Source organism: Bifidobacterium imperatoris (assembly GCF_002860405.1).
GTDB lineage: Bacteria > Actinomycetota > Actinomycetes > Actinomycetales > Bifidobacteriaceae > Bifidobacterium > Bifidobacterium imperatoris.
This window is the reverse complement of the sequence record NZ_NMWV01000005.1, coordinates 252,429-278,003: the sequence shown is the minus strand read 5'-3', so window position 1 is coordinate 278,003 and position 25,575 is coordinate 252,429. Positions and strand designations below refer to the sequence as shown.

The window sequence follows — 25,575 nt, the reverse complement described above, 5'->3', positions numbered from 1 at the left end:
TGGTTTGTGCCGTGAAACTGATTCAAGGTTTTACAGCATACGGGCTATAGCGCAGTTTGGTAGCGCGCCTGCTTTGGGAGCAGGATGTCGTGGGTTCAAATCCCGCTAGCCCGACCGAAAGCCCCTACTCCCTCTGGGAAGTAGGGGATTTTCTTTTTATCCGCCGCAAGGCGATTTGTCCGATCTTATCCGATGACTGCACGGTATCGTTTTGCGCAGTCCCTCGGACCTCGTGCGGCTCTCGACACCAGTGATTCCAATGCTTCCAAAGGTTTTCAGTATGATTGGGGCATGTCCACCACGATTGACGTGTATCCGACGACGGATTACCTGCCCTTGGTCGAAGAGACGAGAAGCCGCACCCAAGAGCTCTATCAGCAGCTGTTCGACCGGTACGGAATTCGCAGCACCGTGGAGGTGAAAGCGTTCTATCCCCGTAAGCCCGGCGAAGAGCTGCGGTACGTGGATCCGTCCACGCGCTGGAAGGTGGAGATGTACCTCGGCTTCGCGTATCTGATCAATGGCGAGTGGCGGGCGAGTTCCTGGCCTTCTACGGCAAAGAGCCGTTCCAGTAATAACTGGGAAGCCAGTCAGATTGGCCGGATAAAAGAGAACCCCCAGTGCATCACGGCTGAGTCAAAGACCGTCCGGAGAGGCCCTTTGGGGGAATTCATGGAATATGGTAGTGGGCTATGAGCCGACAGTCAAATCCAACAGCCGATTGCTTTCTTTCTCGCACACCCCGTAAGGGAAGCCCGCAGGAAAGAGCGTTGCGCGCGTGCATCACCGATGAACGACTCGAATCCTACGATTCCGAAGCTCGGCGACGCTCATGCCCTGCATTGGAACTGTATCTGTGGGATCATGACATGGCCAGCGCCTGCATGGGAGACATCGCCATCCTCGAAGTCGCCCTGCGCAACCACATGGATCGGCGGCTGTCACTCATTTCCTTGGAACAGTCCGGCACTGAGGACTGGTATATGGCGGGACTCAACTTCGATGACCGCACCCAATACCAAATCCGTGAGGCATGGAACCATCTCACCCCGCAACAGCGCAATAGCCATACGCACGGCCATCTCGTCGCGTCATTGACGTTCGGATTCTGGCGCAACCTTCTGGAGGATGGCGGCACGGTCCATACGAAATGGCCAGATCAGAGCCGTGCCGACTATGAGAACGATCTATGGCGCAAGGGGCTTGACAAGACGTTCTACAATGGACGTCAGTACGCGCGTGCGACGGGAGAACGGTGGACGAGACGCTACGCACTGGACATCGTCAAAACCGTTCACGCCCTGCGTAACAGGGTCGCACATCACGAGCCGCAGCCCAAAGCAACATTGCTGAAGTAAGACAAACTCATTAGGACAAGCCAAACCACGAATCCTAACAATATGTCGTGGGTTCAAATCCCGCTAGCCCGACCGAAAGCCCCTACTCCCTCTGGGAAGTAGGGGCTTCTTGCTATGCACGTGTCGTTGCATCATCGCAAAGGACCCGCTACCGAAGTAACGGGTCCTCACATCTGCCTATAAACCGTATTTACAGGCCGAGCGACGGCTTTTCGGGCTTCTTGGCGCTCATCAGCATCATGAAGCTACGCGATTGGGCGGTAATCATGAAGCCGGCCTCATAGCTTAGCTCCGGGCCGTCCGGATTATGCGTATCCACAATCAGCTGCCATTTGCGGCCGTAGCGTTCATCCGGCAGGGTGAACATGATTGGCTCATAATGGGCGTTGAAGATCAGGATGAAGTCATTGTCAACCATACGGTTGCCATACCAGTCGACTTCAGGAATATCCGAACCATTGAGGTAGATCATCATGGAGAAGGCGTGCGTGTTCTGCCAATCTTCCATATCCATGATGGAACCGGTATGGTCGAACCACTCCACCTGTGGAATCTTGTTTGAATCATCGCCGGGTTCGCGGCCAGTGAAGAAACGACGACGATGCAGCACCGGATGATTCAAGCGCAGGTGAATGAGCTTGGAGACGAACTTCAACATGTTCTTCTGATCTTTGTTGAGGTTCCAGTCCGTCCAGGAAATCTCATTATCCTGGCAATAGGCGTTGTTATTGCCCTGCTGCGTGCGGCAGACTTCATCACCACCGCAAATCATCGGAATACCCTGGCTCAACAGCAACGTGGAAAACATGTTGCGCATCTGACGTTGACGCAAATCATTCACGTCCGGAATATTCGTGGCACCTTCCACACCACAGTTCCAGGAACGGTTGTTGGATTCGCCATCCCGGTTGCCTTCGCCATTGGCCTCGTTGTGCTTCTCGTTGTAGCTCACCAAATCGTTCATGGTGAAACCATCGTGAGCGGTGATGAAGTTCACGGAAGCCACCGGTCGGCGGCCATTGACCTGATATAGGTCAGAGCTACCCATCAAACGGGATGCGAACTCCGGCAAGGTTGAAGGCTGCGAGCGCCAGAAGTCGCGCACGGTATCGCGGAAGCGGCCATTCCATTCAGACCAGCTGGACGGGAAGCCGCCAACCTGGTAACCGCCAGAGCCCAAATCCCACGGTTCGGCGATGAGCTTGACGCGGGAGATAACCGGATCCTGTTCCACGATGTCGAAGAATGCGGAAAGCTTGTCGACCTCTTGGAACTGGCGTGCCAGAGTGGCTGCCAGATCGAAGCGGAAGCCATCCACATGCATTTCAGTAACCCAGTAGCGCAGCGAGTCGGTGATGAGCTGCAAGGCGTGCGGCGAGCGCATAAGCAGCGAGTTACCGGTACCGGTGGTATCGAAGTAGTGCATCGGGTCGCCGTCCACCAGTCGGTAGTAGGAGGCGTTGTCAATGCCTTTGAAGCTCAGGGTGGGGCCCATGTGGTTGCCTTCGGCGGTGTGGTTGTACACCACGTCGAGAATCACTTCCATGCCGGCGCGATGGTAGGCCTTGACCATCGATTTGAATTCGTTGACCTGTTCGCCGCGTTCTCCAGAGCTGGAGTATGCGTTGTGCGGGGCGAAGAAGCCGATGGTGTTGTAACCCCAGTAGTTCGACAGGCCCTTCTCTTGTAAGAAGGAGTCGTTGACGAACTGGTGAATCGGCATGAGCTCGATGGCGGTGACGCCCAGCTTCTTCAGGTATTCGATGACGCTCGGGTATGCAAGGCCCGCATAGGTGCCGCGGATATCCGGCGGCACATCCATGTTGAGGTTGGTCATGCCGCGCACATGAGCCTCGTAGATCACGGAATCATGGTAGGGAATGTAGGGATGCTGATCGTTGCCCCAGTCGAAGTAGGGGTTGATGACGGCGGATTTCATGGTATGTTCCGCCGAATCCAAGGTGTTCATTGACGAATTGTCATCAGGGCTTTTGAACCAGTATGAGAAGAGGCTTTCATCACCGTCGATGTTGCCTTCAATGGCCTTGGCGTATGGGTCGAGCAGCAGTTTGTTCGGATTGCATCGCAGGCCATGTACTGGGTCGTACGGGCCGTATACGCGGTAGCCGTATCGTTGGCCAGGCTGCAGGCCTGGAATGTAGTTATGCCATACGTATGAGTTTTGTTCGGTCATCTCGACGCGAGTCTCGTTATCATCGTCGTCGAAGAGACACAGTTCTACTTTTTGCGCAACCTGCGAGTACAGCGCGAAATTCACACCGGCACCGTCATAGCTGGCCCCGAGCGGGTACATTGATCCAGGTCTGATCTGCATATTTCTAGTATCCCACTTTCTTGTGTTACTAAAGTCTGTTGGAGTTGAACGTCAGGAGAACAAGGATGGCTTGTTCTCATCGTCAGCGTGTTTGGCAATCAAACGACGCAATGCTTCATGTTGGATGGCAATCATTGAATTCGATGCGGTGATTCGCGTGGCTGCCAAATCGCTCCAAGGAATCCAAGCGGATTCCACATGCTCATCCGGGTCGAAATGCCGTTCCTCGTGCTTAAACGGGCCTAAATGCAGCACCATGATGTGTGCCAGTTCGTCGGTCATGCCTTCCGAGGAGTAGAAATCACCCACGTAATCCACGCCCATCGCATTGCGGTCCGGAACCACACCGGTTTCCTCGGCCAGTTCTCTCAAGGCGGCATCGAGAATGTCTTCGCCCTCATCCATCAGGCCTGCCGGAAGACCGTAGGCGAACATGTCCGATCCTGCACGGTATTCACGTTCGATTAAGTAACGGTCAGTGGACATGTCGTGCACCAGCATCACCACGCACGGCGCATGGCGCAATACCTGACGGCTGATCTCATGCTTGTTGCCTTGCTTATCCGTCAATGCGAGAGTCATATCATCAACGTGGAAGATACGCCCGGTGTATACGGTGGCGGTGTTCAACACTTCGGCTGGCACATCCATGTCGATGCCGTCCGAACTGGCGTTAAGCTTTCGATCCAGCCTATGTTCCAGCTGCTCCTGCTTGCTATGGCCGAACATGTTCCTCCTTGATGAGTGCTCGACATACTACTGTAGCTGCTCAAATCGGTTATTCGGTGATACTCAGCGCCCACGGATCGGTTGTGTCATGGAACCATTCAACACTTATCTGCTCGCCGGTGGCCTTCTCAATAGCCTGCGGAATATCGTCCAGCGCATAGTTGAACCACATGGATTCAATGGCGGCATGTGGCGTGTTAATAAGATATGGCCTGGTCTGTGTGCTCCCCTGCCCCAGTTGAATGCCTTGGGCGCGCATTCTGGCTTCGTAGCGAGCCTGTTCGATGGCATCCGTGGTCGGATGATGTCTCAAATCACTGGTGACATACACATCCGCTCCCGATGCGCGTACCTCATCGAACAATGAGTCTCCCGATCCTGGCAGGATTGCCACACTGCGAACTTCCGCTTCCAAATCTCCGCACACCTGAACGCCCAGCTTGGTTGCCATGCCATGTTCGGATACTTCGGTGAATACGCGCTGAGCGAAATCCCGCAACGTCATCGGTTCCGGTAACACACCGATTCGCCCCAATCCAACCGCATGCTCCGATTGATCGTCCTGGACAGGCACCAACGGACGCTGCTGTTCGAGTCCGAAATAATCGGCTGCGGCTTGGCCCACACCGCGCCATGCCGAATCCGCATTCGTATGACCTACCCATAATCCGCAACCGTGATTGTAGAGTCTGCGGACAATATCACCGCGGAATCCGAGTCCGCCCACTTCGTGCACTGAACGGAAGAACAGTGGATGATGGGTAATGAGCAAGTCAGCACCGGCTGCAATGGCCTTGTCCACAATGGCTGAAGTTGGATCCGCGGCAAACACAATGCGTTGTACATCATGGCTGAGATCGCCAACGATCAGTCCGGGTTCATCCCATTGTTCGGCGTAGCGAAGCGGATACAGTGTTTCAAGAATGTCAACGACTTGCTTGAGATTCGGCATACCGATTATTGTAACCGACCGATTATCATCCGCCTGTCAGTGCGCGGCAAGCTGCCAATCTGCACCAATACCACAAGACACATCCAGCGGCACGGCAAAATTCACAGCATGCTCCATAGCGTTCTTCACCAGTTCGGTAACCTGCTCAGCCTCTCCCGGTGCGATTTCCACCACAAGTTCATCATGAATCTGCAGAATGATGCGGCTGCGTACATGCGCATCCTTCAGTGCCTGATCGGCGCGAATCATCGCGATCTTCATAATGTCTGCGGCGGAGCCTTGAATCGGTGCATTCAATGCAGCTCGCTCGGCGGCGTCACGGGCCACCCTGTTCGTCGAGCGCAACGCCGGGAAGTAGCGGCGCCTGCCGAACATCGTTTCGGTATAGCCTTGCTCACGAGCCGAGGAAACCAGTGATTCAAGGTAATCATGCACTTTGCCGAATGTATCGAAATATCGATTCTTCAGTGCTTCAGCTTCACGCGGAGCAATCTTGAGCTGCTGGGCCAAACCAAACGTGCTCAAACCATAGGCCAAGCCGTAGCTCATTGCCTTCACATGGGAACGCTGGTCACTGGTGATCTGCTCAACAGGCAGCTTATAGACCATCGAAGCCACATACTTATGGAAATCAGCTCCGGAGCGGAAAGCCTCAATCAGTGCCTCATCTCCAGACAAATCAGCCATGATGCGCAGCTCAACCTGTGAATAATCACAGCTCATCAACGCTTCATAGCCCTCGCCTGGCACGAATACGCCACGGATTTCACGGCCTGCGGCATTGCGATTGGGAATGTTCTGCAGGTTGGGATCCACCGAGCTCAAACGACCGGTAGCGGCAACCGTCTGTTCGAACGTGGTATGGATGCGCACGTCGATCGGATTGACCGAGTCAATCAGCGTCTGCACAATCTGCTTGAGCTTATTGGTTTCACGGTGGCGCAGCAGCGCTCCGAGGAAACCATTGGCTCGCTCATTATCCACGGATTTGATATACAAATCCTGCAACGCGGAAGCATTCGTGGTGTACGAGCCCGATTTGGTGCGCTTGGTGGGCTTCAGACCCATGTCTTCAAACAGTACTTTTTGCAACTGCTTGGGGCTTTGCAGATTGATTTCGGAACCAGCGTGCTTCCACGCTTCCTCTTGGGCGAAACGGGCATCCGCAGCGAATTGGTCTCTCATGTCCGTCAAACGTGAAAGATCAACCTTGGCGCCAAGATGCTCCATGCCATACAGTACCTGTGAAACCGGCAATTCGATGGCACGCATCAGCCAATACTGCTTACGGGAATCCAGCACAGGGCTTAAGGTCAACGCGAGCGAACGAATCACGGCAAGATCGCGCATGCGCTGCTCATCAGGATGCTCTTCCGGCTGTTCCTCATCAAAGTCAAGCGTGCCCTGGGTCGGCTGTTCCGCCTGATCGAAATGAAGATCCAGGAAGTGTTCAGCCGCCTGCTGCAAATCATCGGCATGGAAATCCGGCTGGCTGATGTATCCGGCCAGTTTGGTGTCGAACATGGGCAAATCCATGTTGAGACCAAGCTGATTGAGGATGTGCAGCAGTTCCTTGTATCCATGAACGATGATGCGCCCATGCTGCGAATCCAAGAATTCCTGTAATTCCTGAACCAGTTGCGAATTCAGTTCGATGTTAGCCGTGTTGACGATAGCGGCTGAATCACCGGCGGCAATAGCCACCGCCTGGCTGGTCGCTCGCCCCGGACGAGCGCTCCCCCATGCATGAAGCGTCCATGCATGTGCTACGGCAGCACCGCATGTAATACTGCGATCAGCTGATTCCGAGTAATCCGAAGCCTTGAAATCAGCGATATTGTCAGGCACATTGACTGATGTCTGATGTGTTGCAATCCAATCATGGAACTGCTGAGCTGATTCGATGACCACCGCATCCGGAATCTGCAATGCGGCATCATCGGACTCAGTACCCGTATCATCGGCGGATGTGGAGGTAGTAGTTGACGCGGCTACCGTACTGCCGGCGTTAAAGGTCTTCAGCACACGGCTTTTGGTGCGCACACCAAATTCAAGTTCCTTGAACAGCTCATCGACTTGTTTGGTATCAACGGCGCCAAAGCCCAAATCATCAAGGCTGATGCCCAGGTCAACATCTCTCACCAACGCGTTGACCTTGCGGTTGAGCTTCACCTGGTCGATATTGGCGCGCAGAGCCTCGCCCTTCTTGCCACCGATCTCATCAGCGTGTTCGCAAATACCTTCCAGTGAACCGTACTGATTAATCCACTTGGCGGCGAATCCATCGCCCACGCCCGGCACTCCGGGAATATTATCCGCGGTTTCGCCGCGCAAAGCCGCCAGATCAGGGTATTGAGCTGGAGTGACCTTGTATTTATCCACGATGGATTGTGGGGTCATATGCTTCAAATCTTTGAAGTGATGCCCCGGGTACAGTACCGTGACATTGTCATCCACCAGCTGGAACGCGTCGCGATCGCCGGACAGCACCAGCGTATGATAGCCGGCTTTGTCTCCCATAGTGGCAAGCGTGGCGATAATATCATCGCCCTCAAAACCGGGCTTTTCAATATAGGTGACACCCAAAGCCTTCAGCATACGCTGAATCAGCGGCAGCTGGGTAAGCAGCTCCTCAGGAGCGGCCTCACGCGTACCTTTATACTGCGGCAGCATCGTGTTGCGGAAGGTACCGCCCTTAACATCGAACGCAACGCCAAGACGAGTTGGTTGTTCCGCGGTGATGACCTGCGACAGCATGGAGGCGAATCCCCATACCGCGTTGGTGGCCTGACCCTCAGAAGTGCTGAAATTCTCTACTGGAAGCGCAAAAAAAGCGCGGAAAGCCAGCGAATGACCATCTACTACAAGCAGTGTATCGTTGGCTGCCGCGCTTACAGGCGCTTGAGCGTCAGCGCTCATCAGCGTTCGAAGGCTTCGGATCGCCGTACTTGGCGATGATAGCCAGGGCCAGACGCTTCTTCGGAATGCGCTGATCCATAGAGGTCTTCTGAATCCAGCGGAAGGCTCCCTGCTCGGAGAAGTCCGCCTTATCCATCAGCAGGCCCTTGGCGCGATCGACCAACTTACGCTCTTCCAGCGTATCCTCGGCCTTCTTGAGCTTCTCTTCGGTTTCCTTCAGCTGATCAGTGGTTTCACGCAGCTTCTGCTCGCTACGCTCCACATTGTCCAGCAGGTCGTTGATTTCAGCGAAACGGCCCATAGCCACTTCAAGCGTCGGCAGCAGCTTGGATTCCTCGTACGGCTTGGTGACATACGCCATAGCGCCGGCACCGGTTGCCTTCTTCACCAGATCAGTCTGGGAGAAAGCAGTAAGCATTACCACTGGAGCGATGTTTTCATCGCAGATAATGCCGGCTGCGGCGATGCCATCCATGCGCGGCATCTTAACGTCCATGCACACAACATCTGGGCGGAACTTACGAGTCAGCTCAACAGCTTCCTCACCATTTGCAGCCTGACCCACTACTTCATAGCCGTTATCTTCCAACATGGCGACCAAATCCATGCGGTTCACGGCTTCATCTTCGGCCACGACTACGGTACGAGGAGCGTCAGCAGGCTTTTCCTTACGTTCTGCAGGAGCTTCATCGCCAGCGGCTGCAGCCCTCAGTTCCTCATCGGTAAGCACCTCATCCATATCGATGCTTGGTTCTTCAGACCTCTTCCTTGCAGCCATGCCAACCTCTTTTCTGTGAGATTTACTTGCTAGGGAAATATGAATTACTTCTCAGTAATAACCATATTAAGGGTGCCCTCGGTGGGACTCGAACCCACACTGCGCAGATTTTGAGGCTGCTTCCTCTACCAATTGGGATACGAGGGCGTGCTCAAAGCACTCTTCGAGAGATTAGCATACCAATTCGACCTATGCGGCCAAGACACGCATATTTCTTGATATTTTCTTTCCTTCAACCTTCGGCAACAGCCTCTAAACCTTTGGAAAATCAGGCATGATGGCTGGTGGAAAAACTTTGCATGACATGTTATTGCTTGCGTGTGTTGCCCCAAACAATCTGAAATCTCTCGGCATACAATAAGCGTAGTTTCGATGTACTACCTTGGTGAGGAGGGGTTATGAGCAACGAAACATATCGTCAATTTGACCCGTGGCGCACGGCTCCAGTGAAGGAAACGGGACGTCAGCAAATCGTTGAGACGCATTATTTCAATATCGATCATGTGTCTTATGAGTCAGCCAATGGTAAGACGTTCGACCGTTACTGCATTCAAGACAACAGCGGAGATACAGTTGCCGTACTTGCCTTGACCGATGACGGCAAAATTCCGCTCGTGGAACAGTACCGTGTGGCCAACCACCGTTGGACTTTGGAGATTCCCGGCGGTCATGCCGCTGATTCTGAGCGCCCGCTTGAGGCTGCTCAGCGCAAGCTTGCCGAGGAAGGCGGCTATGAGGCGGCTAAGTTCACGCAATTCGCGCGATTCCTGAATACGCCGAGCTATTCCACCCAACACACATCGTTGTTCTTTGCCACTGGTCTGTCTCCTGCTTCTCACCAGTCAATCGGCCCTGAGACTCCGCGTTCGCAGGTTCGTCTGGTGAGCGTTGACGAAGCGTATGAAATGATTCTCAACGGAACGATTGTGGATGCCAAGACGATTATTGCTGTGCTGCGTCTGAAGTGCGGCAACTTTGATCATCTGAATGATTGATATGTGATTGATTGCGATGGATTGCCTCTAATCACAAAAGATCTGAAGTACAGAAAAGCCCCATCCATACGGATGGGGCTTTTGCTATCTACAACGCGTTATGCGTAGCTTGGCTGACGGAAAAATCAGTCGCAAGCGCCAACGGTGTGGACGTAGATGGAGTCGGTGCGGCCCGGCTGGTGATCGCCCTGAGCGGAGCTCAGGATGACGATCTTGTCGCCGTCAACAACCTTGCCGGCATCCTTGAGGACCTTGTCGGTGAAGATCATGAGGTCCTTGCGGGACTTGTCGTGGTAGTCTTCCTCGGTCAGGAAGGCTTCGGTACCCCAAGACAGAGCCAGCCAGTGGTAGGTGTGCTCGTTGTTGGTGATGCCGTAGATCGGGGCGGCCGGACGCTCGCGGGAAACGCGGTGCACGGTGGAACCGGTCTGGGTGTAGGCAACGATGGCCTTGGCGTTGAGCTTGTCAGCCAGGTCAACGGCAGCGGAGGAAACAGCGCCAGTGGAGGACATATCCAGGTTCTTGAGCTCCGGGATACGATCGAAGCCGTGATCGGTGGCGTAGCCGGAGATGCGGGACATGGTGTCCACGGTGACTGCCGGGTACTTACCAACGGCGGTCTCGTTGGAGGTCATGGTGGCGTCAGCACCGTCGAGAACAGCGTTGGCGCAGTCGGAAGCCTCTGCACGGGTCGGGACCGGGTTGTTCACCATAGAGCCGAGAACCTCGGTAGCCACGATGACCGGCTTGGCGTACTGGCGAGCCAGCTCGATGATGCGCTTGGTGGCCAGCGGGACCTCTTCCAGCGGGCACTCAACGGCCATATCACCACGAGCAGCCATCACGCCGTCGAAGGTCTTGACGATGTCTTCGAGGTTCTCCAGAGCCTGCGGCTTCTCGATCTTGGCGACGATCGGGATGCGACGGCCTTCTTCGTCCATGATCTCGTGAGCGCGATCGATATCGGTGGCGAAGCGCACGAAGGACATAGCGATGATGTCAGCACCAGTGCGGATGGCCCAACGCAGGTCGGCCTCATCCTTCTCGGTCAGAGCCGGCAGGGAGACGGCAACGCCCGGCAGGTTGATGCCCTTGTGGGAGGACACGGGGCCAGCCACAACAACCTTGGTGTGCACGTTGTTGCCTTCGACCTTGGTGACCTCGAGACGGACCTTGCCGTCGTCGATCAGGATCGGATCGCCCGGGTGGCAATCGCCCGGCAGACCCTTGAAGGTGGTGGAGGTGATGTGCTCGTCACCCTCGATGTCGTCGGTGGTGATGATGAATTCCTGGCCGAGCTGGAGCTGAACCTTGTCCTCGCCCTCAGCGTTCTTCTTGAACCAACCGCAGCGAATCTTCGGGCCCTGCAGATCAACGAGAGCGGCGACGTTGCGACCGGTTTCCTTGCTGGCCTTGCGGACGTTGTTGTAGACGCGGAGGTGATCCTCAGGAGTGCCGTGGGAGCGGTTCAGACGAGCAACGTCCATACCAGCTTCAACGAGCTTGAGGAGGTTGTCGTAATCCTCGGTAGCGGGACCGATGGTGTCTACGATCTTGGCTTTACGCATGAATGCCTGCCTATCTTTTCTTTGTTGGTTCGAGGCTTGAAGCCTCACTTGCCGTGCAATAGTCTACTAGCGCTCACCGACGCATGACAAGTTTTTTACTCGGTGTGTTGTGAGCGCTCACATTGTTCTGCCCATTGGGTTTCGTGGAGATAAATTCCTCGTGAAATCAGGCCTTTTCAACCTTTTCCATACTCTTCATCTTGATAATGGAGGCAATGGCTGCGCCACCAATTGCCACCACAATCACAGCCAAGGACAGCCATGTCGGAATTTCCGGAACCCAGTGCACGCCTTCGCCACCATTGATGAACGGCAGCGTATTGCCATGCAGGGCTTCCATCACAAGCTTGATGCCAATGAAGCCCAAGACAATGGAAAGACCAGCCGGCAGGTATACAAGCTTGTCCAGCAAAGCACCCAGCAGGAAATACAGCTGCTGCAAACCAAGCAGAGCGAACACATTAGAGGTAAAGACCAGGAACGGATCCTTGGTCAAACCGAAGATGGCCGGAATGGAATCGAAAGCAAACATCACATCAGTGGTGCCAATGGTCAGGAACACGATAAGCATCGGGGTCCAGTAGCGCACGCCGTTACGCGTGGTACGCAATTTCTCACCATCATATTCATCGGTGATTTTGATGACCTTACGCAGCGTGCGAATCAAACCATTTTCGTGATATTCCTCGTCTTCATCGCCGCCGACAACCAGCTTGATGGCCGTGTAAATCAGGAATGCACCAAAGATGAAGAACACCCACGTAAAGCGGGAAATCAAAGCGGCACCAATCAGAATAAACAGGCCGCGGAAAATCAGCGCGATAGTAATGCCGACGGACAGCACATACTTCTGAATCTTTTTCGGCACTGCGAAATTCGACATGATGATGACGAACACAAACAGGTTGTCAATCGACAGTGAATACTCAGTCAGCCATCCGGAATAGAACTCGATGGCGGGCTTAGATCCGGCGAAATACCAGATGCAGCCGCCGAAGATCAGTGCCATGACCACAAAGAACGCGATATGCTGCACGCATTCCTTGGTGGACGGCACATGCGGTCGTCGGCCGATAATGAACAGGTCGACGATGAAGAACAGCGCGAGCACCACAAACGTGGCGATTTCAAATGCAAGAGGGGTTTCTGCCATGATTCCCTACCCTAACTTATGTAGTTGACGGCTGGACGTTCACTTATTCGCTTCCGTTATTTGACGAAGTTCCTTTTTGAGGTCGCGGATTTCGTCGCGTAGACGGGCTGCGAGTTCGAACTGGAGTTGTTCGGCGGCGGTATGCATTTGCTCGGAAAGCTGGCGGATGAGATCAGCGAGATCCTGGGCCGGCAATCCAGCCTTGAGGATTTCCTCATGACGCTTGTCGGCTTCCTCGGCATTCATGGTGGGTACACCAAGATGAGTATTGCCTGCCTTGCCGGCGTTACGGTAACCGCCTTCAAGCAGAGTCTGGGTATCCACATCCTCTTTGGCGAGCATGTCGTTGACGTCGCTGATCTTTTTAATCAGCGGCTTCGGATCGATGCCATGCTCCTTGTTGTAGGCCATCTGCTTGGCACGTCTACGATCGGTCTCATCAATGGCCTTGCGCATAGCCTCCGTGGTTTCATCGGCGTACATAATCACAGTACCGGACACATTTCGGGCGGCACGGCCGATGGTCTGAATCAGCGAACGATACGAGCGCAGGAAGCCTTCCTTATCAGCGTCCAGGATGGCCACCAGCGAGACTTCCGGCAAATCAAGGCCTTCTCGCAGCAGGTTGATGCCAACAATCACATCGATCTTGCCTTCGCGCAGCATGCGCAGCAGCTCCACGCGGCGCAGCGTATCCACATCAGAATGCAGATACTCAACCTTGATACCGCGTTCCAGCAGATAATCAGTGAGGTCTTCAGCCATTTTCTTGGTGAGCGTGGTGACCAGCGCACGCTCGTTCTTGGCCACGCGAGCCTTAATCTCGCCAAGCAGATCATCAATCTGTCCTTCCACCGGTCGCACATCAATCTGTGGATCGAGCAGACCGGTCGGGCGGATAATCTGTTCCACTACCCCATCGGAAAGACCCAGTTCATAGTCACCCGGAGTTGCGGAGAGGTATACGGTTTGGCCGACTCGTTGCAGGAATTCCGGCCATTTGAGCGGACGGTTATCCATTGCGGACGGCAAACGGAATCCGTGTTCCACCAGCGTGCGCTTACGCGACGCGTCGCCTTCATACATTGCGCCGATCTGCGGAACCGTCACATGAGACTCATCAATAACCAGCAGAAAGTCATCAGGGAAGAAATCCAGTAACGTATGCGGCGGGGTGCCCGGCGCACGACCGTCGAAATGCCTTGAATAATTCTCGACTCCAGAACACACGCCCACCTGAGTGAGCATTTCCAAATCATAGGTGGTGCGCATGTTGAGGCGCTGTGCCTCCAGCTCCTTGCCTTGCTTATGCAGTTCGGCCAACCGTTCGTCAAGTTCCTCGCGAATGGTTTTCAGCGCACGTTCCATGCGGGCGGGCCCTGCAACATAATGGGATGCCGGGAAAATGTGAACTTCGTTTTCCTCCGCGATCTCATCGCCTGTCAATGGGTGCAGAGTGGAGATACGATCAATCTCATCGCCGAAGAATTCAATACGAACTGCCAGCTCCTCATAGACCGGAATGATTTCCACGGTATCGCCGCGCACACGGAACGTACCACGGGTGAAGGCAATATCGTTGCGTTTGTATTGCATAGCGACGAATTGGCGCAATAAATCATCTCGGTTGATCTCCTGCCCCACTTTGAGTAACAGCATGCGGCCGGCGTATTCTTCCGGCGTACCCAAGCCGTAGATGCAGGAAACTGTGGCCACCACCACGCAGTCACGGCGGGTCAGCAGGTTTGCGGTTGCCTGATGGCGCAGACGTTCCACGTCGTCGTTGATGTTGGAGTCTTTTTCAATATAGGTGTCAGTTTGTGGAATATAGGCTTCCGGTTGGTAGTAGTCGTAATAGGAAACGAAGTAACTGACGGCGTTATCCGGCATCAGCTCACGGAACTCAGCACACAATTGCGCGGCGAGCGTTTTATTGGGTTCGATAATCAGCGTCGGGCGTTGGAGGCGCTCGATGAGCCATGCGGTGGTGGCGGTTTTACCGGTACCGGTGGCGCCCATCAACACCACATCGTTTTCACCGTTTTCGATGCGTTCGGCCAGTTCTTCGATGGCCTGAGGCTGATCGCCGGCCGGCTTGTACGGTGATTTGACGACGAAAGGCTTATTGGCGCGCTCAATATTGAATCCCATGCGGCCATCATAAGCACTGTAGGTTTTTGAACACTGACTGTAGGAGTTTCAACAACGACTGTAGGTTTCTGAACGAATTCTGTTCAAAAACTTACAGTCAACGTCCAAAAACCTACAGTCATAACAGTCATAGGTAGGGAAACCATCTTATAGAGGTTCCAGAGGTTCCCCTTATCGGAGGTTCATCTCCTTGTTGAGGAACACATCTCCTTTATCGAGTTTGTCTTATGAATTACCGGATTTGCCCTAGCAGGCGTTGGTATATTCCATCCACTTGCACCATCATCTTGGCCATCGGCTGAGCTGAGTCGATGACTATGTCCGCAATTGCCCGGCGTTCGGACTCACTGGACTGATGACGGATACGACCCTCTGCTTGTTCGAGGCTCATGCCGCGCTCCTCGATCATACGATCGAGTCGCATGCATACCGGTGCTTCCACAGTAATGATGTGGTCGAAGCTGAAGGGAATGCTATCAATGACTTCGGCAAGCAGCGGCACATCATGAATGATAATGTCCGAAGAGGTGCAGGTTTGTTCTTGTTGAGCGGCAAGTCGATATATGAGTGGATGTTCGATGGCATCCAACCGTTCCCGTGCGCCTGGCCTGGCATGAGCGCCGAAAACATGGTCGGCCATCCAAGCACGATTCAACGTACCGTCAACCAGCAGTGCTTCCGGCCCAAAAACCTCGGCGATTTCGGTAAGAGCCTCTCCCCCGGGCTCAACAATCCGATGCGCCAGTGCATCATAGTCAATGATTACCGCCCCCAGTTCGGCAAAACGCGCTGAAACCGTGCTTTTGCCGGCTGCAATGCCGCCTGTTAGTCCAATTCTCATAATGGCTATGCTAATACGAGAAAACCCGGCCCATATGGACCGGGTTTTCATTACGCACTAAGCGTCAGCAGTAGCTCACTTGCCGAGCAGCTGGTCGCGCAGGGCGGCGAGCTGGTCGGAGTCGGCGAGGGTACCGGTAGCCGGAGCGGCGGAAGAGTAGTTGGAGGTCTCCTCGACCGGCTTCTCTTCCTTCTGGCCCTGGCCGTCGGCAGCAGCGGACTCGGCTGCGTTGGCCAGTTCCTTGGCGACGAACTCCTTGTGCTCCTCCCACAGTTCGTGAGCGGCAGCATACTGGGATTCCCATTCCTCGCGCTGCTTCTCGTAACCAGCAATCCACTCGTTGGTGTTCGGGTCGAAGCCTTCAGGGTACTTGTAGTTGCCCTGCTCGTCGTACTCGGCCGGCATGCCGTAGATAGCCGGATCGAAGTCCTCGGAAGCCGGGTCAACGGAGTCGTTGGCCTGCTTGAGGGACAGGGAGATGCGGCGACGATCGAGATCGACGTCGATCACCTTGACGAACACGGTCTCGCCCGGCTTGACAACGGTCTCCGGGTTCTCGACGTGACGGTTGGCGAGCTCGGAGATGTGCACCAGGCCCTCGATGCCGTCTTCGACGGAGATGAAGACACCGAACTGAACGATCTTGGTGACCTTGCCCTTGACAATCTGGCCAGGAACGTGGGTGCGAGCGAAGCGCTGCCACGGATCTTCCTGGGTTGCCTTGAGGGACAGGGAGATGCGCTCGCGATCGAGATCGACGTCGAGCACCTCAACGGTGACCTTGTCGCCGACCCTGACAACCTCGGACGGGTGATCGATGTGCTTCCAAGACAGCTCGGAAACGTGGATCAGGCCGTCAACACCACCCAGGTCAACGAAGGCGCCGAAGTTGACGATGGAGGACACAACGCCCTCACGGATCTGGCCCTTCTTGAGCTGGGAGAGGAAGGTCTCACGGACTTCGGACTGGGTCTCCTCGAGGTACTGGCGACGGGAGAGGACCACGTTGTTGCGGTTCTTGTCGAGCTCGAGGATCTTGGCCTTGATCTTCTGACCGATGTACGGGGAGAGATCGCGGACGCGACGCATTTCGACGAGGGAAGCCGGCAGGAAGCCACGCAGACCGATGTCGACGATGAGGCCGCCCTTGACAGCTTCGATGACGGTGCCCTCAACAACGCCGTCAGCTTCCTTGATCTTCTCGATGTCGCCCCAAGCACGCTCGTACTGAGCACGCTTCTTGGAGAGAATCAGTCGGCCTTCCTTGTCTTCCTTGGTGACGACAAGGGCTTCAATCTGGTCGCCGACCTCGACGACTTCGTCAGGATCAACGTCCTTCTTGATGGAAAGTTCGCGGGAAGGAATCACACCTTCGGTCTTGTAGCCGATGTCCAGGAGAACTTCGTCGTGATCGATCTTAACGACGGTGCCCTCAACCAGATCACCATCGTCGAAGTTCTTGATGGTGGAATCGACTGCCTTGATGAAGTCCTCTTCGGTGCCGATGTCGTTGATGGCAACCTTGGTGACTTCAGTGTTGTTCTCTGCCATGTAAATATATGGTTTCTAATAGTGGATGGATAATTACTCGATATTCAGTTATGCTTGTACGCCCTTTCAGGCATACAAGCATTCAGAATACATAGAGCTATAGCCAAGAAACCCCTACTTATTCATAGCGTGTCGTTCTGCCATTTCCACTACGTTGGCGAGCAGCATGGCGCGGGTCATCGGCCCAACGCCTCCGGGGTTGGGCGTGTAGGCAGAAGCCTTGTCATAGCAGGCTTTGTCAACGTCGCCCTTGATGCGGTAGCGGCCGGCCTCTTCGTCGAAGACGCGGCTGACACCGACATCGACCAGCACCGCACCCTCCTTGATCTTGTCCGGGGTGACGAATCCGGCCGAGCCCATAGCAGCCACAATCACATCAGCGCGACGCATGTGATCTGCTACATCTTTGGTGCCGGTATGGCACAGGGTTACGGTAGCGTTGACAGCATTGCGAGTCAGCATCAGGCCGATGGTACGGCCGATGGTGATGCCGCGGCCAAGCACGCAGACTTCCTTGCCGTTCAAATCAATGTCGTAAGCCTTGAGCAATTCGATGACACCGCGCGGCGTGCAGGGCAGTGGCGTAGAGATATCCCCACGCACATGCAACACCAGTTCGCCAAGATTGTACGGATGCATGCCGTCAGCGTCCTTGGCGGGGTCAATGAGATCAATGATGGCGTTCTGATCAATGCCCTTGGGCAACGGCAGCTGAACAATGAAACCATTGCAGGCCGGATCTTCATTGAGGTCCTTAACCGCTGCAGCAATATCTTCAAAGGTAGCGGTGGCAGGAAGTTCCTTCTTGACTGAATTAATGCCGATTTCCTGGCAGTCGGCATGTTTGCCGGCTACGTATTTCACTGATCCCGGGTCCTCCCCTACCAGCAGCGTGCCTAAACCCGGCACTACACCCTGCGCCTTGAGACGCTCAACGCGTTCAGCGAGATCAGCCTTGATGTCGGCAGCGACCTTCTTGCCGTCGATTCTTGTAGCCATCGAAGCCCTTCCTTGCATGTTTCGGGAACAGTATCGAAACTGTAGACTATCGTTGAAATAAGTCAGGTATGTATCTCACGATGAAGAAGGCTTGCCATGAGGACTCGATTTGCACGACTTACGCGTTTCGCCGCTGCTTCGATTAGTGCAATGATGCTGCTTGCAACGGCCGCCTGCGGGTCCCAAACATCTCCGGAACAGCCTTCTACCAATACCGATAACACCGCCAAGCAGCAAACAGGTCCGATTACCGTTGTTTCTTCCTTAAATCAGTGGGGTTCGCTGGCTGCGGAATTGGGCGGTGACGATGTGAAAGTCACTTCCATTGTGAATTCCACGAATGTGGATGCGCATGACTTCGAGCCGAAGACGTCGGACGTGGCCAAACTCGCCAAAGCGCAAATCGTGGTGGCCAATGGTGCCGGCTATGATTCCTGGGCCACCAAGTCTTTAGGTAAAACCTCGAATCTGGTGTCTGCAGCATCAGTGGTCGGTGCTATGGAGGGCGACAATCCTCATCTGTGGTTCTCCAAGGATGCTCGCTCCGGCATGGCGGAAGCGATTACCGAAGCATATATAAAGGCACTGCCCAATAAAAAGAAGGATTTTCAGGAACGACTGAAAACATGGCAGCAGGGCGAAAAATCCTTGGAAAAGTGGACCGGCGACTTCACCAAGAATCATTCCAAGCTCACTTATGCTGCTACCGAGCCGGTTGCCTATTATTTGATGGCCGATCTCGGTTTTGACGACTCTACCCCTAAGGGCTATTCGCAGTCCGTGGCTTCCGGAGGCGAAGTAGCCCCCGCCGATTTGCAGTCGTTCCAGGAACTCATTGAAGATCGCGATGTGAATGTGCTGGTCAACAATACGCAGGAAGCCAGTGACGCCACGAATATGATTACCGGCACTGCGGGCCGCTCCGATGTGCCTGTGGTGGATGTTTCCGAGCAGATGCCATCGGATGCCACTTCGCTGAACTCGTGGATCAATCAGCTGGTCAACACGATTATCGACGCCGTCGATCCCACATATGGATGCGATACCAGCGCTGACGATGATGCGGATGCCACTGATACTGATAGCGACAGTTCCAATACTGACGGCGACAGCGACGCCGACTCGAACGATGACAACACGACTGACGGAACAAACACCGACGGCACTTCCAACAGCGGGGCTACCGGCGGCGAGCAGTCGAGCCAGTCGGATAATTCTTCGGCGCAAAGCTCCACCGAGGAGAACAAAACCCCGAACTTCATTCGCGAATGCAAGGCCTCTACCAAGAGCAATTCGGCTAATACCAATGGCCAGACCTCATCCGACAGTTCGACCAGCACCGAGGACGATTCCGCGCCGTCTAATGCCGGCCAAACCGACCCTGGTAAGTGATATCCAGCAGAAGAACGCTAGCGTTATAGCCTCTTAGCAGCCGCCACACTGCTGGATTATCGTCTTATTTCAGCCTTACGCAATCTGTCTCATACTCACACCCGCTATTGAGAACGATTGTCAGCATCATTTGCCACAATCGAAATCATGAACAGCAATTCCGAGTGCATCGCGTTCAACGATGCGGCCATCAAGCGTGGCGACCACATCATCTGGCAGCATGGCACGTTCACCATCCCCTACGGGTCAGTCACAGCCATCGTGGGCACCAATGGCGCGGGCAAAACCACGATGATGAAAGCCGAGCTCGGTTTGCTACCGCTAGCACACGGCACCGTGCACGTACTAGGCAAACCAGCAGGTCAATCAAACCAGCGTATTGGCTACGTGCCACAAAGTTATGTGGCGAATGTGGATTCCAATCTCACCGCCGAGCAATCCGTGCTGCTGGGACTCACCGGAACCCGCTTCGGCATTCATCCCGTCACTAAAGCCCAACGAGCCAAAGTGCATGAGGCTATGGAGTTCACCGGCATTGCCGATAAAGCAAAGTACCGGCTTTCCGAACTTTCCGGCGGTTTGCGTCAACGAGTGGCCATCGCACAGGCGCTCGTCTGCGATCCCAAGCTGCTCATGCTCGATGAACCGCTCGCCAACCTTGATTTGGCCAGCCAACGTGCCGCCGTGCATGTGCTGGCTCGACTCAACCAGGAACTGGGCATGACCATTCAAGTGGTGGCGCATGATCTCAATATGCTGCTTCCCATTCTTACCGGCGCAGTATATCTGCTGGACGGTCACCCTCATTACGCGGATATGGGCAAAGTGTTGGATTCCGACCTGCTCACACATCTGTATGGCACACAGGTTCAAGTAGTCACCACTCCGCAGGGCGACATGTTTGTGACCCCGACTCCGGATGAGCCCCGTGATCAAGAACAAGACATGCATTCCGCCCGTGAAGTGGCACAAATGCATCACCATAATCACAACGTCAAGCATACGAATTGAATTGATACAGGCAACGGTTGGAATAAGCAATGACTTCTATTGATTTCTCGTTTGACCCAGAGTGGATGAGCACGCTCACCGCCCCATTCATGATGAACGCCTTCATAGCCGGACTGTGCATCGCTCTGGCAGCCGGCGTTATGGGATACTTCACCATCGCCAGGCATTCCACGTTCGCCGCACATGCTTTGGCCCATATCGGATTGCCTGGTGCGACCGGCGCGGTTCTGCTTGGACTGCCGGTCTCACTGGGCATGGGAGTGTTCGCTCTTGGTGGCGCACTAGTGATCGGTGCGCTGGGCAAGAGAGTATCCGAACGCGAAATAGCCACAGGCACTGTTTTGGCTTTCGCCACCGGATTGGGCCTGTTCTTCGCCAGACTTTCCAGCTCCGCATCGCAGCAGATGCAGTCCATTCTGTTCGGCTCGATTCTGACCATTACTACCGGCCAAATCATCGGTTTCGCCATTTTTGATGTTCTGCTGCTGGCATTGCTTGCCATTATTTATCGTCCGCTGCTGTTCAGCTCGCTGGATGAGCAGGTTGCCCAAGCCAAAGGTGTGCCGATTGGATTGATGAATGTGGCATTCATGGCGATTATGGCTGGCGTTATTACCATCGCTGTGCCGGCAGTAGGTACGTTGCTGATTTTCGCACTGGTCATTACACCGGCTGCAGCCGCCAATATTCTTGCAGGCTCGCCATTGAAAGCCATGATTATCGCCAGTGTGCTGTGCTTGGTTTCCATTTGGGCAGGTTTGGTACTTTCCGCTATGTTCCCTGCTCCCCCAAGCTTCATCATCGTGACGATTTCCACGCTGTTCTGGGCTATCGCCAAAGGTATGGCAGCGCTGAAAACCCGTTAGCCCACACCACTCGTCAGCTCGATACAATCAAGCATCTCCTAGCGCAAGGATTTTGGGAAGAGAACCTATACTTCCCGAATTTCTTGCGCTGAGTCATTCTCAGTACAAGAAATTTGGGAGGATTTGCTACATCTCCCGAAATCCTTGCACTGAGATACCGTCAGTACAAGGATTTTGGGAAGTATGGACTCTTTTCCGGAATTTCTTGCGCCGACTCGTGCACACACGCCAATAACGGTTGCGACTTGGTAATAACGGCAAGACTTGGCCCCAGCCGTATGAATCAGTCCGTATATGTAACGAGGGTATTGGCAATGGCAGCAATGCCCTCACCTCGGCCGGTGAACCCCATATGATCCGTTGTGGTGGCTGTGACGGAGACACGACACCCTATCGCTTCGGATAAAACGGCTTCGGCTTCGGTACGGCGCATACCGATTTTCGGGCGATTGCCCACAATCGCCACCGATGCTGAAGTGGGCGCATATCCGTGCCGCGCTAGATATCCCACGGTTTCGCGGAGCATATCGACGCCATGCATACCGGCACCATGAGCATCGGCGCCCACACCGAATAATGAACCGATATCTCCCAACCCTGCAGCGGAGAGCAACGCATCGATAAGCGCGTGAGCGGCTACGTCTCCATCGGAATCGCCTTCGATGCCCTCATACTGGGCCGCCACGGTCGAATCAGCATTTTCCGGCACTGGCCAATGGAGACCCGCGACCCACAACGGGCGACCGGTACCAGCCGGAGCGAAACGGTGAGCATCGAATCCTTGACCAATCATCATGTTGCCGCGAGTCACGAATCCTCCAATATTCCGCACTACCTAGAGCATACGCATGCGCTTGAGCTCATGAGTCCGAGCACTATACGTGTGGTAAAGACAGATACAAAAAATCCCGGCTCATCGTTCCAGATGGCCGGGATGATGCTCACTTCTTCTTGGACTTCTTTTCAGCAGCCACGCGAGCAAGCGTATCTGCCGCGGCTTCTTCCGGCTCCTCGGTGTGATGCTTCTCATCACCCGGCTGAGCAGGTTCGTAGCCAAGGTTCACGTCAAGCAAACGCTGTGCTTCCGGTTCGTCAATCTTCTCAGACAGAGCGATCTCGGATGTGAGAATCGCACGGGCCTTGGTCAGCATGCGCTTTTCGCCAGCGGAAAGACCGTGCTCATCCACATCACGCTGGGCGAGGTCTCGAACCACTTCGGCAATCTTGTTCACATCGCCGGTGGCAATCTTTTCCACGTTAAGCTTATAGCGACGAGACCAGTTCATCTCTTTTTCGATAATCGGTGTACGCAAAATCTCGAACACCTTGGCCACTTCGGAACCGGAAACGATGTCTCGCACACCAACCTTCTTGGCGTTATCGACCGGCACGTTAATGACCAGACCATCTGAAGACAGCACGGACAGCTGAAGATATTCGCGCGTCACACCTTTGACCGTCCGTTCGGTGATGGCCTCCACCTTTGCTGCACCATGACGTGGATAGACGACCATATCGCCGACTTGATAAGACATGTATCCTCCGAGAACTGACGGCTCACACACAAAAACTCGAATAATTGTGCCACTTGGCATGGACCGGCCCCAATGAGAACGCTCACACTGCCTGAGGCAAGACAAATTTGACAGAAATTCGATATATTTACCGCGTTAATACGGCGTTTTCAACTTCCACACACGTAGACTTTGGGGCATGGATACTGAAAAGCAGATCAAAGAAGATACCATCACCGTGCCTGTTGCTCAGGGCGATCTCGACGCTGTGAGCAACGCCGAATTCTACAACCCCCACGAGGTTCTCGGCGGCCATCTTGGCATCGGCAAGCATGCCGACACCGTGACTATTCGTGTCCTGCGTCCACTCGCCAAAGCCGTTACCGTCATCACTCAGGATGGCGAATACCCGATGCGCCATGAGCACAATGGTGTGTTCGTGACCACCGTGCCGGCAGCGGGCGACGCCAAGAATCCCGCCGTTCCGGATTACCGCGTGCGTACCGAGTGGGAAAGCGGCGAGGTCATTGTTGAGGATGACCCGTACCGTTACCTGCCCACCCTTGGCGAAATGGATACCTACCTGTTCGGCGAAGGCCGTCACGAGAAGCTGTGGGAAGCCCTTGGCGCCCATGTGCTGCGTTACGACGACCCGATGGGCAGCGCCAACGGCACCGAAGGCGAGCAGCTGGTTGGCACCGCGTTCTCCGTCTGGGCACCGAACGCTCATGCCGTGCGTGTTGTCGGCGATTTCAACGGTTGGGATGGCCGCCGTCACGCCATGCGTGAACTCGGCTCCTCCGGTGTGTGGGAGATCTTCATTCCGGGCGTCGAGGCCGGCGAACATTACAAGTTCCACATCTTGAATGCCAACTATCAGTGGGAAATGAAGGCTGACCCGATGGAACGTCAGCACGAGGTGCCGCCGAACACCGCTTCCATCGTGACCGACTCCCACTACGAGTGGCAGGACGATGCATGGATGGCTCATCGCCGCGCCACCAATCCGGCCAATGGCCCCGTCGCAATCTATGAAGTGCACGCAGGCAGCTGGAAGCAGGGCCTGACCTACCGTGATCTGGCCAAGCAGCTCGTGGACTACGTCAAGGAAGAGGGCTACACCCACGTCGAGTTCATGCCGCTCGCCCAGCATCCTTTCTCTGGTTCCTGGGGCTATCAGGTCACCGGCTACTACGCGGTCGACTCCCGCCTCGGCTCCCCCGACGATTTCCGCTACCTTGTAGACCAGCTCCATCAGGCCGGCATCGGCGTAATCATGGACTGGGTGCCCGCCCACTTCCCGAAGGATGCCTTCGCGCTCGGTCGCTTCGACGGCACCCCGCTGTACGAGGATCCCGACCCGCTGCGCGGCGAGCACCCGGACTGGGGCACCTACGTGTTCAACTTCGGACGCCGTGAGGTGCGCAACTTCCTCGTAGCCAACGCTCTGTTCTGGCTTGAGGATCTGCACATCGACGCCCTGCGTGTGGATGCTGTCAGCTCGATGTTGTACCTCGACTACAGCCGCGAACCTGGCCAGTGGAGGCCAAACATCTACGGAGGCCGCGAGAACCTGGAAGCCATCGACTTCCTCAAGGAAGCCACGGCAACCGCATACAAGAACAACCCCGGCATCATGATGATCGCCGAAGAGTCCACCGCATGGCCGGGCATCACCGCACCGACTTCCGCAGGCGGCATCGGCTTCGGCCTGAAGTGGAACATGGGCTGGATGCACGATACCCTCGAATACCTGCACGAGGAGCCCATCAACCGCAAGTGGCATCACGGTGAGATTACCTTCTCTATGGTGTACGCCTACTCCGAGCATTATGTGCTGCCCATCAGCCATGATGAGGTGGTCTATGGCAAGGGTTCCGTCTACGGCAAGATGCCTGGCGACGGCTGGCAGAAGATGGCTGGCGTGCGTTCCCTGTTCGGCTACCAGTGGGCTCACCCGGGCAAGAAGCTCTCCTTCATGGGCAACGAACTGGCGCAGTGGGGCGAATGGAACCACGACGCTTCCATTGATTGGGATTGCCTGAATTGGGAGGAGCATCGCCAGATTCAGAAGTATGTGGCGGATCTCAACGCCTTCTACAAGGCCAACCCTGCTCTGTGGAGCCAGGATTTCGATCCGGCCGGCTTCCAGTGGCTCACCAGCGATGATGCAGATCACAACACGCTGAGCTTCCTGCGTATCGGCTCCAAGGGCGAGACTCTGGCCGTCGTGGTCAACTTCTCCGGTGAGGCTTGGCCCGACTATCAGGTGGCTCTTCCGACCGGCGGCAAGTGGACCGAAGTGTTCACCAGCGACGACGCCAAGTACGGCGGCTCCGATATCCACAACGGTACGGTTGAAGCCGAGGAAGGCGAATACCATTCGCGTCCGTTCTCGGCAAAGATCACTGTTCCGGCTCTTGGAGTTGTATTCTTGAAGCCAGAAGACTGAACTAGTCAACA

20 protein-coding genes and 2 tRNA genes are annotated in these 25,575 nt (G+C 55.0%); 8 read left to right on the top strand and 14 right to left on the bottom strand.

Annotated elements, in window-relative coordinates:
* Positions 1–40 precede the first annotated feature (40 nt).
* The 3 genes from Tam1G_RS02350 to Tam1G_RS02340 all read left to right on the top strand — a co-directional run bounded on the left by Tam1G_RS02350 (position 41) and on the right by Tam1G_RS02340 (position 1,358).
* A tRNA-Pro gene (locus tag Tam1G_RS02350) sits at positions 41–114 on the top strand.
* A gap of 177 nt (positions 115–291) precedes the next feature.
* On the top strand, positions 292–696 hold the full coding sequence (locus Tam1G_RS02345) for a hypothetical protein (protein WP_133124963.1): 405 nt from the start codon (positions 292–294) through the stop codon (positions 694–696).
* A 74-nt stretch (positions 697–770) separates the two neighbouring features.
* Complete coding sequence (locus tag Tam1G_RS02340; protein WP_242689606.1) at positions 771–1,358, top strand: hypothetical protein; 588 nt, start codon at positions 771–773, stop codon at positions 1,356–1,358.
* A gap of 190 nt (positions 1,359–1,548) precedes the next feature.
* Here Tam1G_RS02340 and glgX read toward each other — a convergent pair whose 3' ends face one another.
* The 6 genes from glgX to Tam1G_RS02310 form a co-directional block, all read right to left on the bottom strand.
* Positions 1,549–3,672, bottom strand: coding sequence for a glycogen debranching protein GlgX (glgX, locus tag Tam1G_RS02335; RefSeq protein ID WP_033890385.1), 2,124 nt, complete (start codon positions 3,670–3,672; stop codon positions 1,549–1,551).
* A 72-nt stretch (positions 3,673–3,744) separates the two neighbouring features.
* Positions 3,745–4,422: an NUDIX hydrolase gene (locus Tam1G_RS02330; protein ID WP_101625300.1), complete on the bottom strand. Its 678-nt coding sequence runs from the start codon at positions 4,420–4,422 to the stop codon at positions 3,745–3,747.
* Positions 4,423–4,471: 49 nt separating this feature from the next.
* Positions 4,472–5,374, bottom strand: a complete 903-nt coding sequence (locus Tam1G_RS02325) for a Nif3-like dinuclear metal center hexameric protein (RefSeq protein ID WP_165781869.1) — start codon at positions 5,372–5,374, stop codon at positions 4,472–4,474.
* A 36-nt stretch (positions 5,375–5,410) separates the two neighbouring features.
* The gene (gene polA / locus Tam1G_RS02320) at positions 5,411–8,293 is read right to left on the bottom strand and encodes a DNA polymerase I (RefSeq protein WP_101625298.1); all 2,883 of its coding nucleotides are present in this window, start codon (positions 8,291–8,293) and stop codon (positions 5,411–5,413) included.
* A complete protein-coding gene (locus tag Tam1G_RS02315; RefSeq protein ID WP_101625297.1) occupies positions 8,283–9,071 on the bottom strand; it encodes an ANTAR domain-containing response regulator in 789 nt (262 codons plus the stop codon). The genes polA and Tam1G_RS02315 overlap by 11 nt, the downstream gene beginning before the upstream one ends.
* A gap of 73 nt (positions 9,072–9,144) precedes the next feature.
* Positions 9,145–9,218: transfer RNA gene (locus tag Tam1G_RS02310), tRNA-Leu, on the bottom strand.
* 251 nt (positions 9,219–9,469) lie between these two features.
* Here Tam1G_RS02310 and Tam1G_RS02305 point away from each other — a divergent pair.
* The gene (locus Tam1G_RS02305) at positions 9,470–10,066 is read left to right on the top strand and encodes an NUDIX domain-containing protein (RefSeq protein WP_101625296.1); all 597 of its coding nucleotides are present in this window, start codon (positions 9,470–9,472) and stop codon (positions 10,064–10,066) included.
* A gap of 125 nt (positions 10,067–10,191) precedes the next feature.
* Here the strand turns inward: Tam1G_RS02305 and pyk are convergent, their stop codons facing one another.
* From pyk to Tam1G_RS02275, 6 genes are all read right to left on the bottom strand, one after another.
* The gene (pyk, locus tag Tam1G_RS02300) at positions 10,192–11,634 is read right to left on the bottom strand and encodes a pyruvate kinase (RefSeq protein ID WP_033890379.1); all 1,443 of its coding nucleotides are present in this window, start codon (positions 11,632–11,634) and stop codon (positions 10,192–10,194) included.
* 166 nt (positions 11,635–11,800) lie between these two features.
* Positions 11,801–12,787 (bottom strand): TerC family protein, encoded by a 987-nt coding sequence (locus tag Tam1G_RS02295; RefSeq protein WP_033890378.1) that lies wholly within the window; start codon positions 12,785–12,787, stop codon positions 11,801–11,803.
* 39 nt (positions 12,788–12,826) lie between these two features.
* The gene (gene uvrB, locus Tam1G_RS02290; protein WP_101625295.1) at positions 12,827–14,938 is read right to left on the bottom strand and encodes an excinuclease ABC subunit UvrB; all 2,112 of its coding nucleotides are present in this window, start codon (positions 14,936–14,938) and stop codon (positions 12,827–12,829) included.
* Between the two features lie 232 nt (positions 14,939–15,170).
* Positions 15,171–15,830, bottom strand: a complete 660-nt coding sequence (gene coaE, locus Tam1G_RS02285; protein ID WP_242689605.1) for a dephospho-CoA kinase — start codon at positions 15,828–15,830, stop codon at positions 15,171–15,173.
* Between the two features lie 24 nt (positions 15,831–15,854).
* Complete coding sequence (gene rpsA / locus Tam1G_RS02280) at positions 15,855–17,330, bottom strand: 30S ribosomal protein S1 (protein ID WP_101625294.1); 1,476 nt, start codon at positions 17,328–17,330, stop codon at positions 15,855–15,857.
* Between the two features lie 114 nt (positions 17,331–17,444).
* Complete coding sequence (locus Tam1G_RS02275; RefSeq protein ID WP_101625293.1) at positions 17,445–18,329, bottom strand: bifunctional methylenetetrahydrofolate dehydrogenase/methenyltetrahydrofolate cyclohydrolase; 885 nt, start codon at positions 18,327–18,329, stop codon at positions 17,445–17,447.
* 96 nt (positions 18,330–18,425) lie between these two features.
* Here Tam1G_RS02275 and Tam1G_RS02270 point away from each other — a divergent pair, with 96 nt between their 5' ends.
* From Tam1G_RS02270 to Tam1G_RS02260, 3 genes are all read left to right on the top strand, one after another.
* Entirely contained in the window at positions 18,426–19,721 is a 1,296-nt protein-coding gene (locus Tam1G_RS02270; protein ID WP_101625292.1) for a metal ABC transporter solute-binding protein, Zn/Mn family, read from the top strand.
* Between the two features lie 147 nt (positions 19,722–19,868).
* Positions 19,869–20,732 carry an ABC transporter ATP-binding protein gene (locus Tam1G_RS02265; protein WP_101625372.1) on the top strand — a complete coding sequence of 288 codons (864 nt, stop codon included), beginning with the start codon at positions 19,869–19,871 and terminating at the stop codon, positions 20,730–20,732.
* Positions 20,733–20,761: 29 nt separating this feature from the next.
* Entirely contained in the window at positions 20,762–21,598 is an 837-nt protein-coding gene (locus tag Tam1G_RS02260) for a metal ABC transporter permease (protein WP_101625291.1), read from the top strand.
* Positions 21,599–21,881: 283 nt separating this feature from the next.
* On the opposite strand, the gene ispF is transcribed toward Tam1G_RS02260, so the two are convergent.
* Both ispF and Tam1G_RS02250 read right to left on the bottom strand, forming a co-directional pair.
* Positions 21,882–22,394 (bottom strand): 2-C-methyl-D-erythritol 2,4-cyclodiphosphate synthase, encoded by a 513-nt coding sequence (gene ispF, locus Tam1G_RS02255; protein ID WP_101625371.1) that lies wholly within the window; start codon positions 22,392–22,394, stop codon positions 21,882–21,884.
* Positions 22,395–22,539: 145 nt separating this feature from the next.
* Positions 22,540–23,133: a CarD family transcriptional regulator gene (locus Tam1G_RS02250; RefSeq protein WP_033890369.1), complete on the bottom strand. Its 594-nt coding sequence runs from the start codon at positions 23,131–23,133 to the stop codon at positions 22,540–22,542.
* A gap of 178 nt (positions 23,134–23,311) precedes the next feature.
* Here Tam1G_RS02250 and glgB point away from each other — a divergent pair, with 178 nt between their 5' ends.
* Positions 23,312–25,564, top strand: coding sequence for a 1,4-alpha-glucan branching protein GlgB (gene glgB / locus Tam1G_RS02245; protein ID WP_101625290.1), 2,253 nt, complete (start codon positions 23,312–23,314; stop codon positions 25,562–25,564).
* The last annotated feature ends 11 nt before the right edge of the window (positions 25,565–25,575 follow it).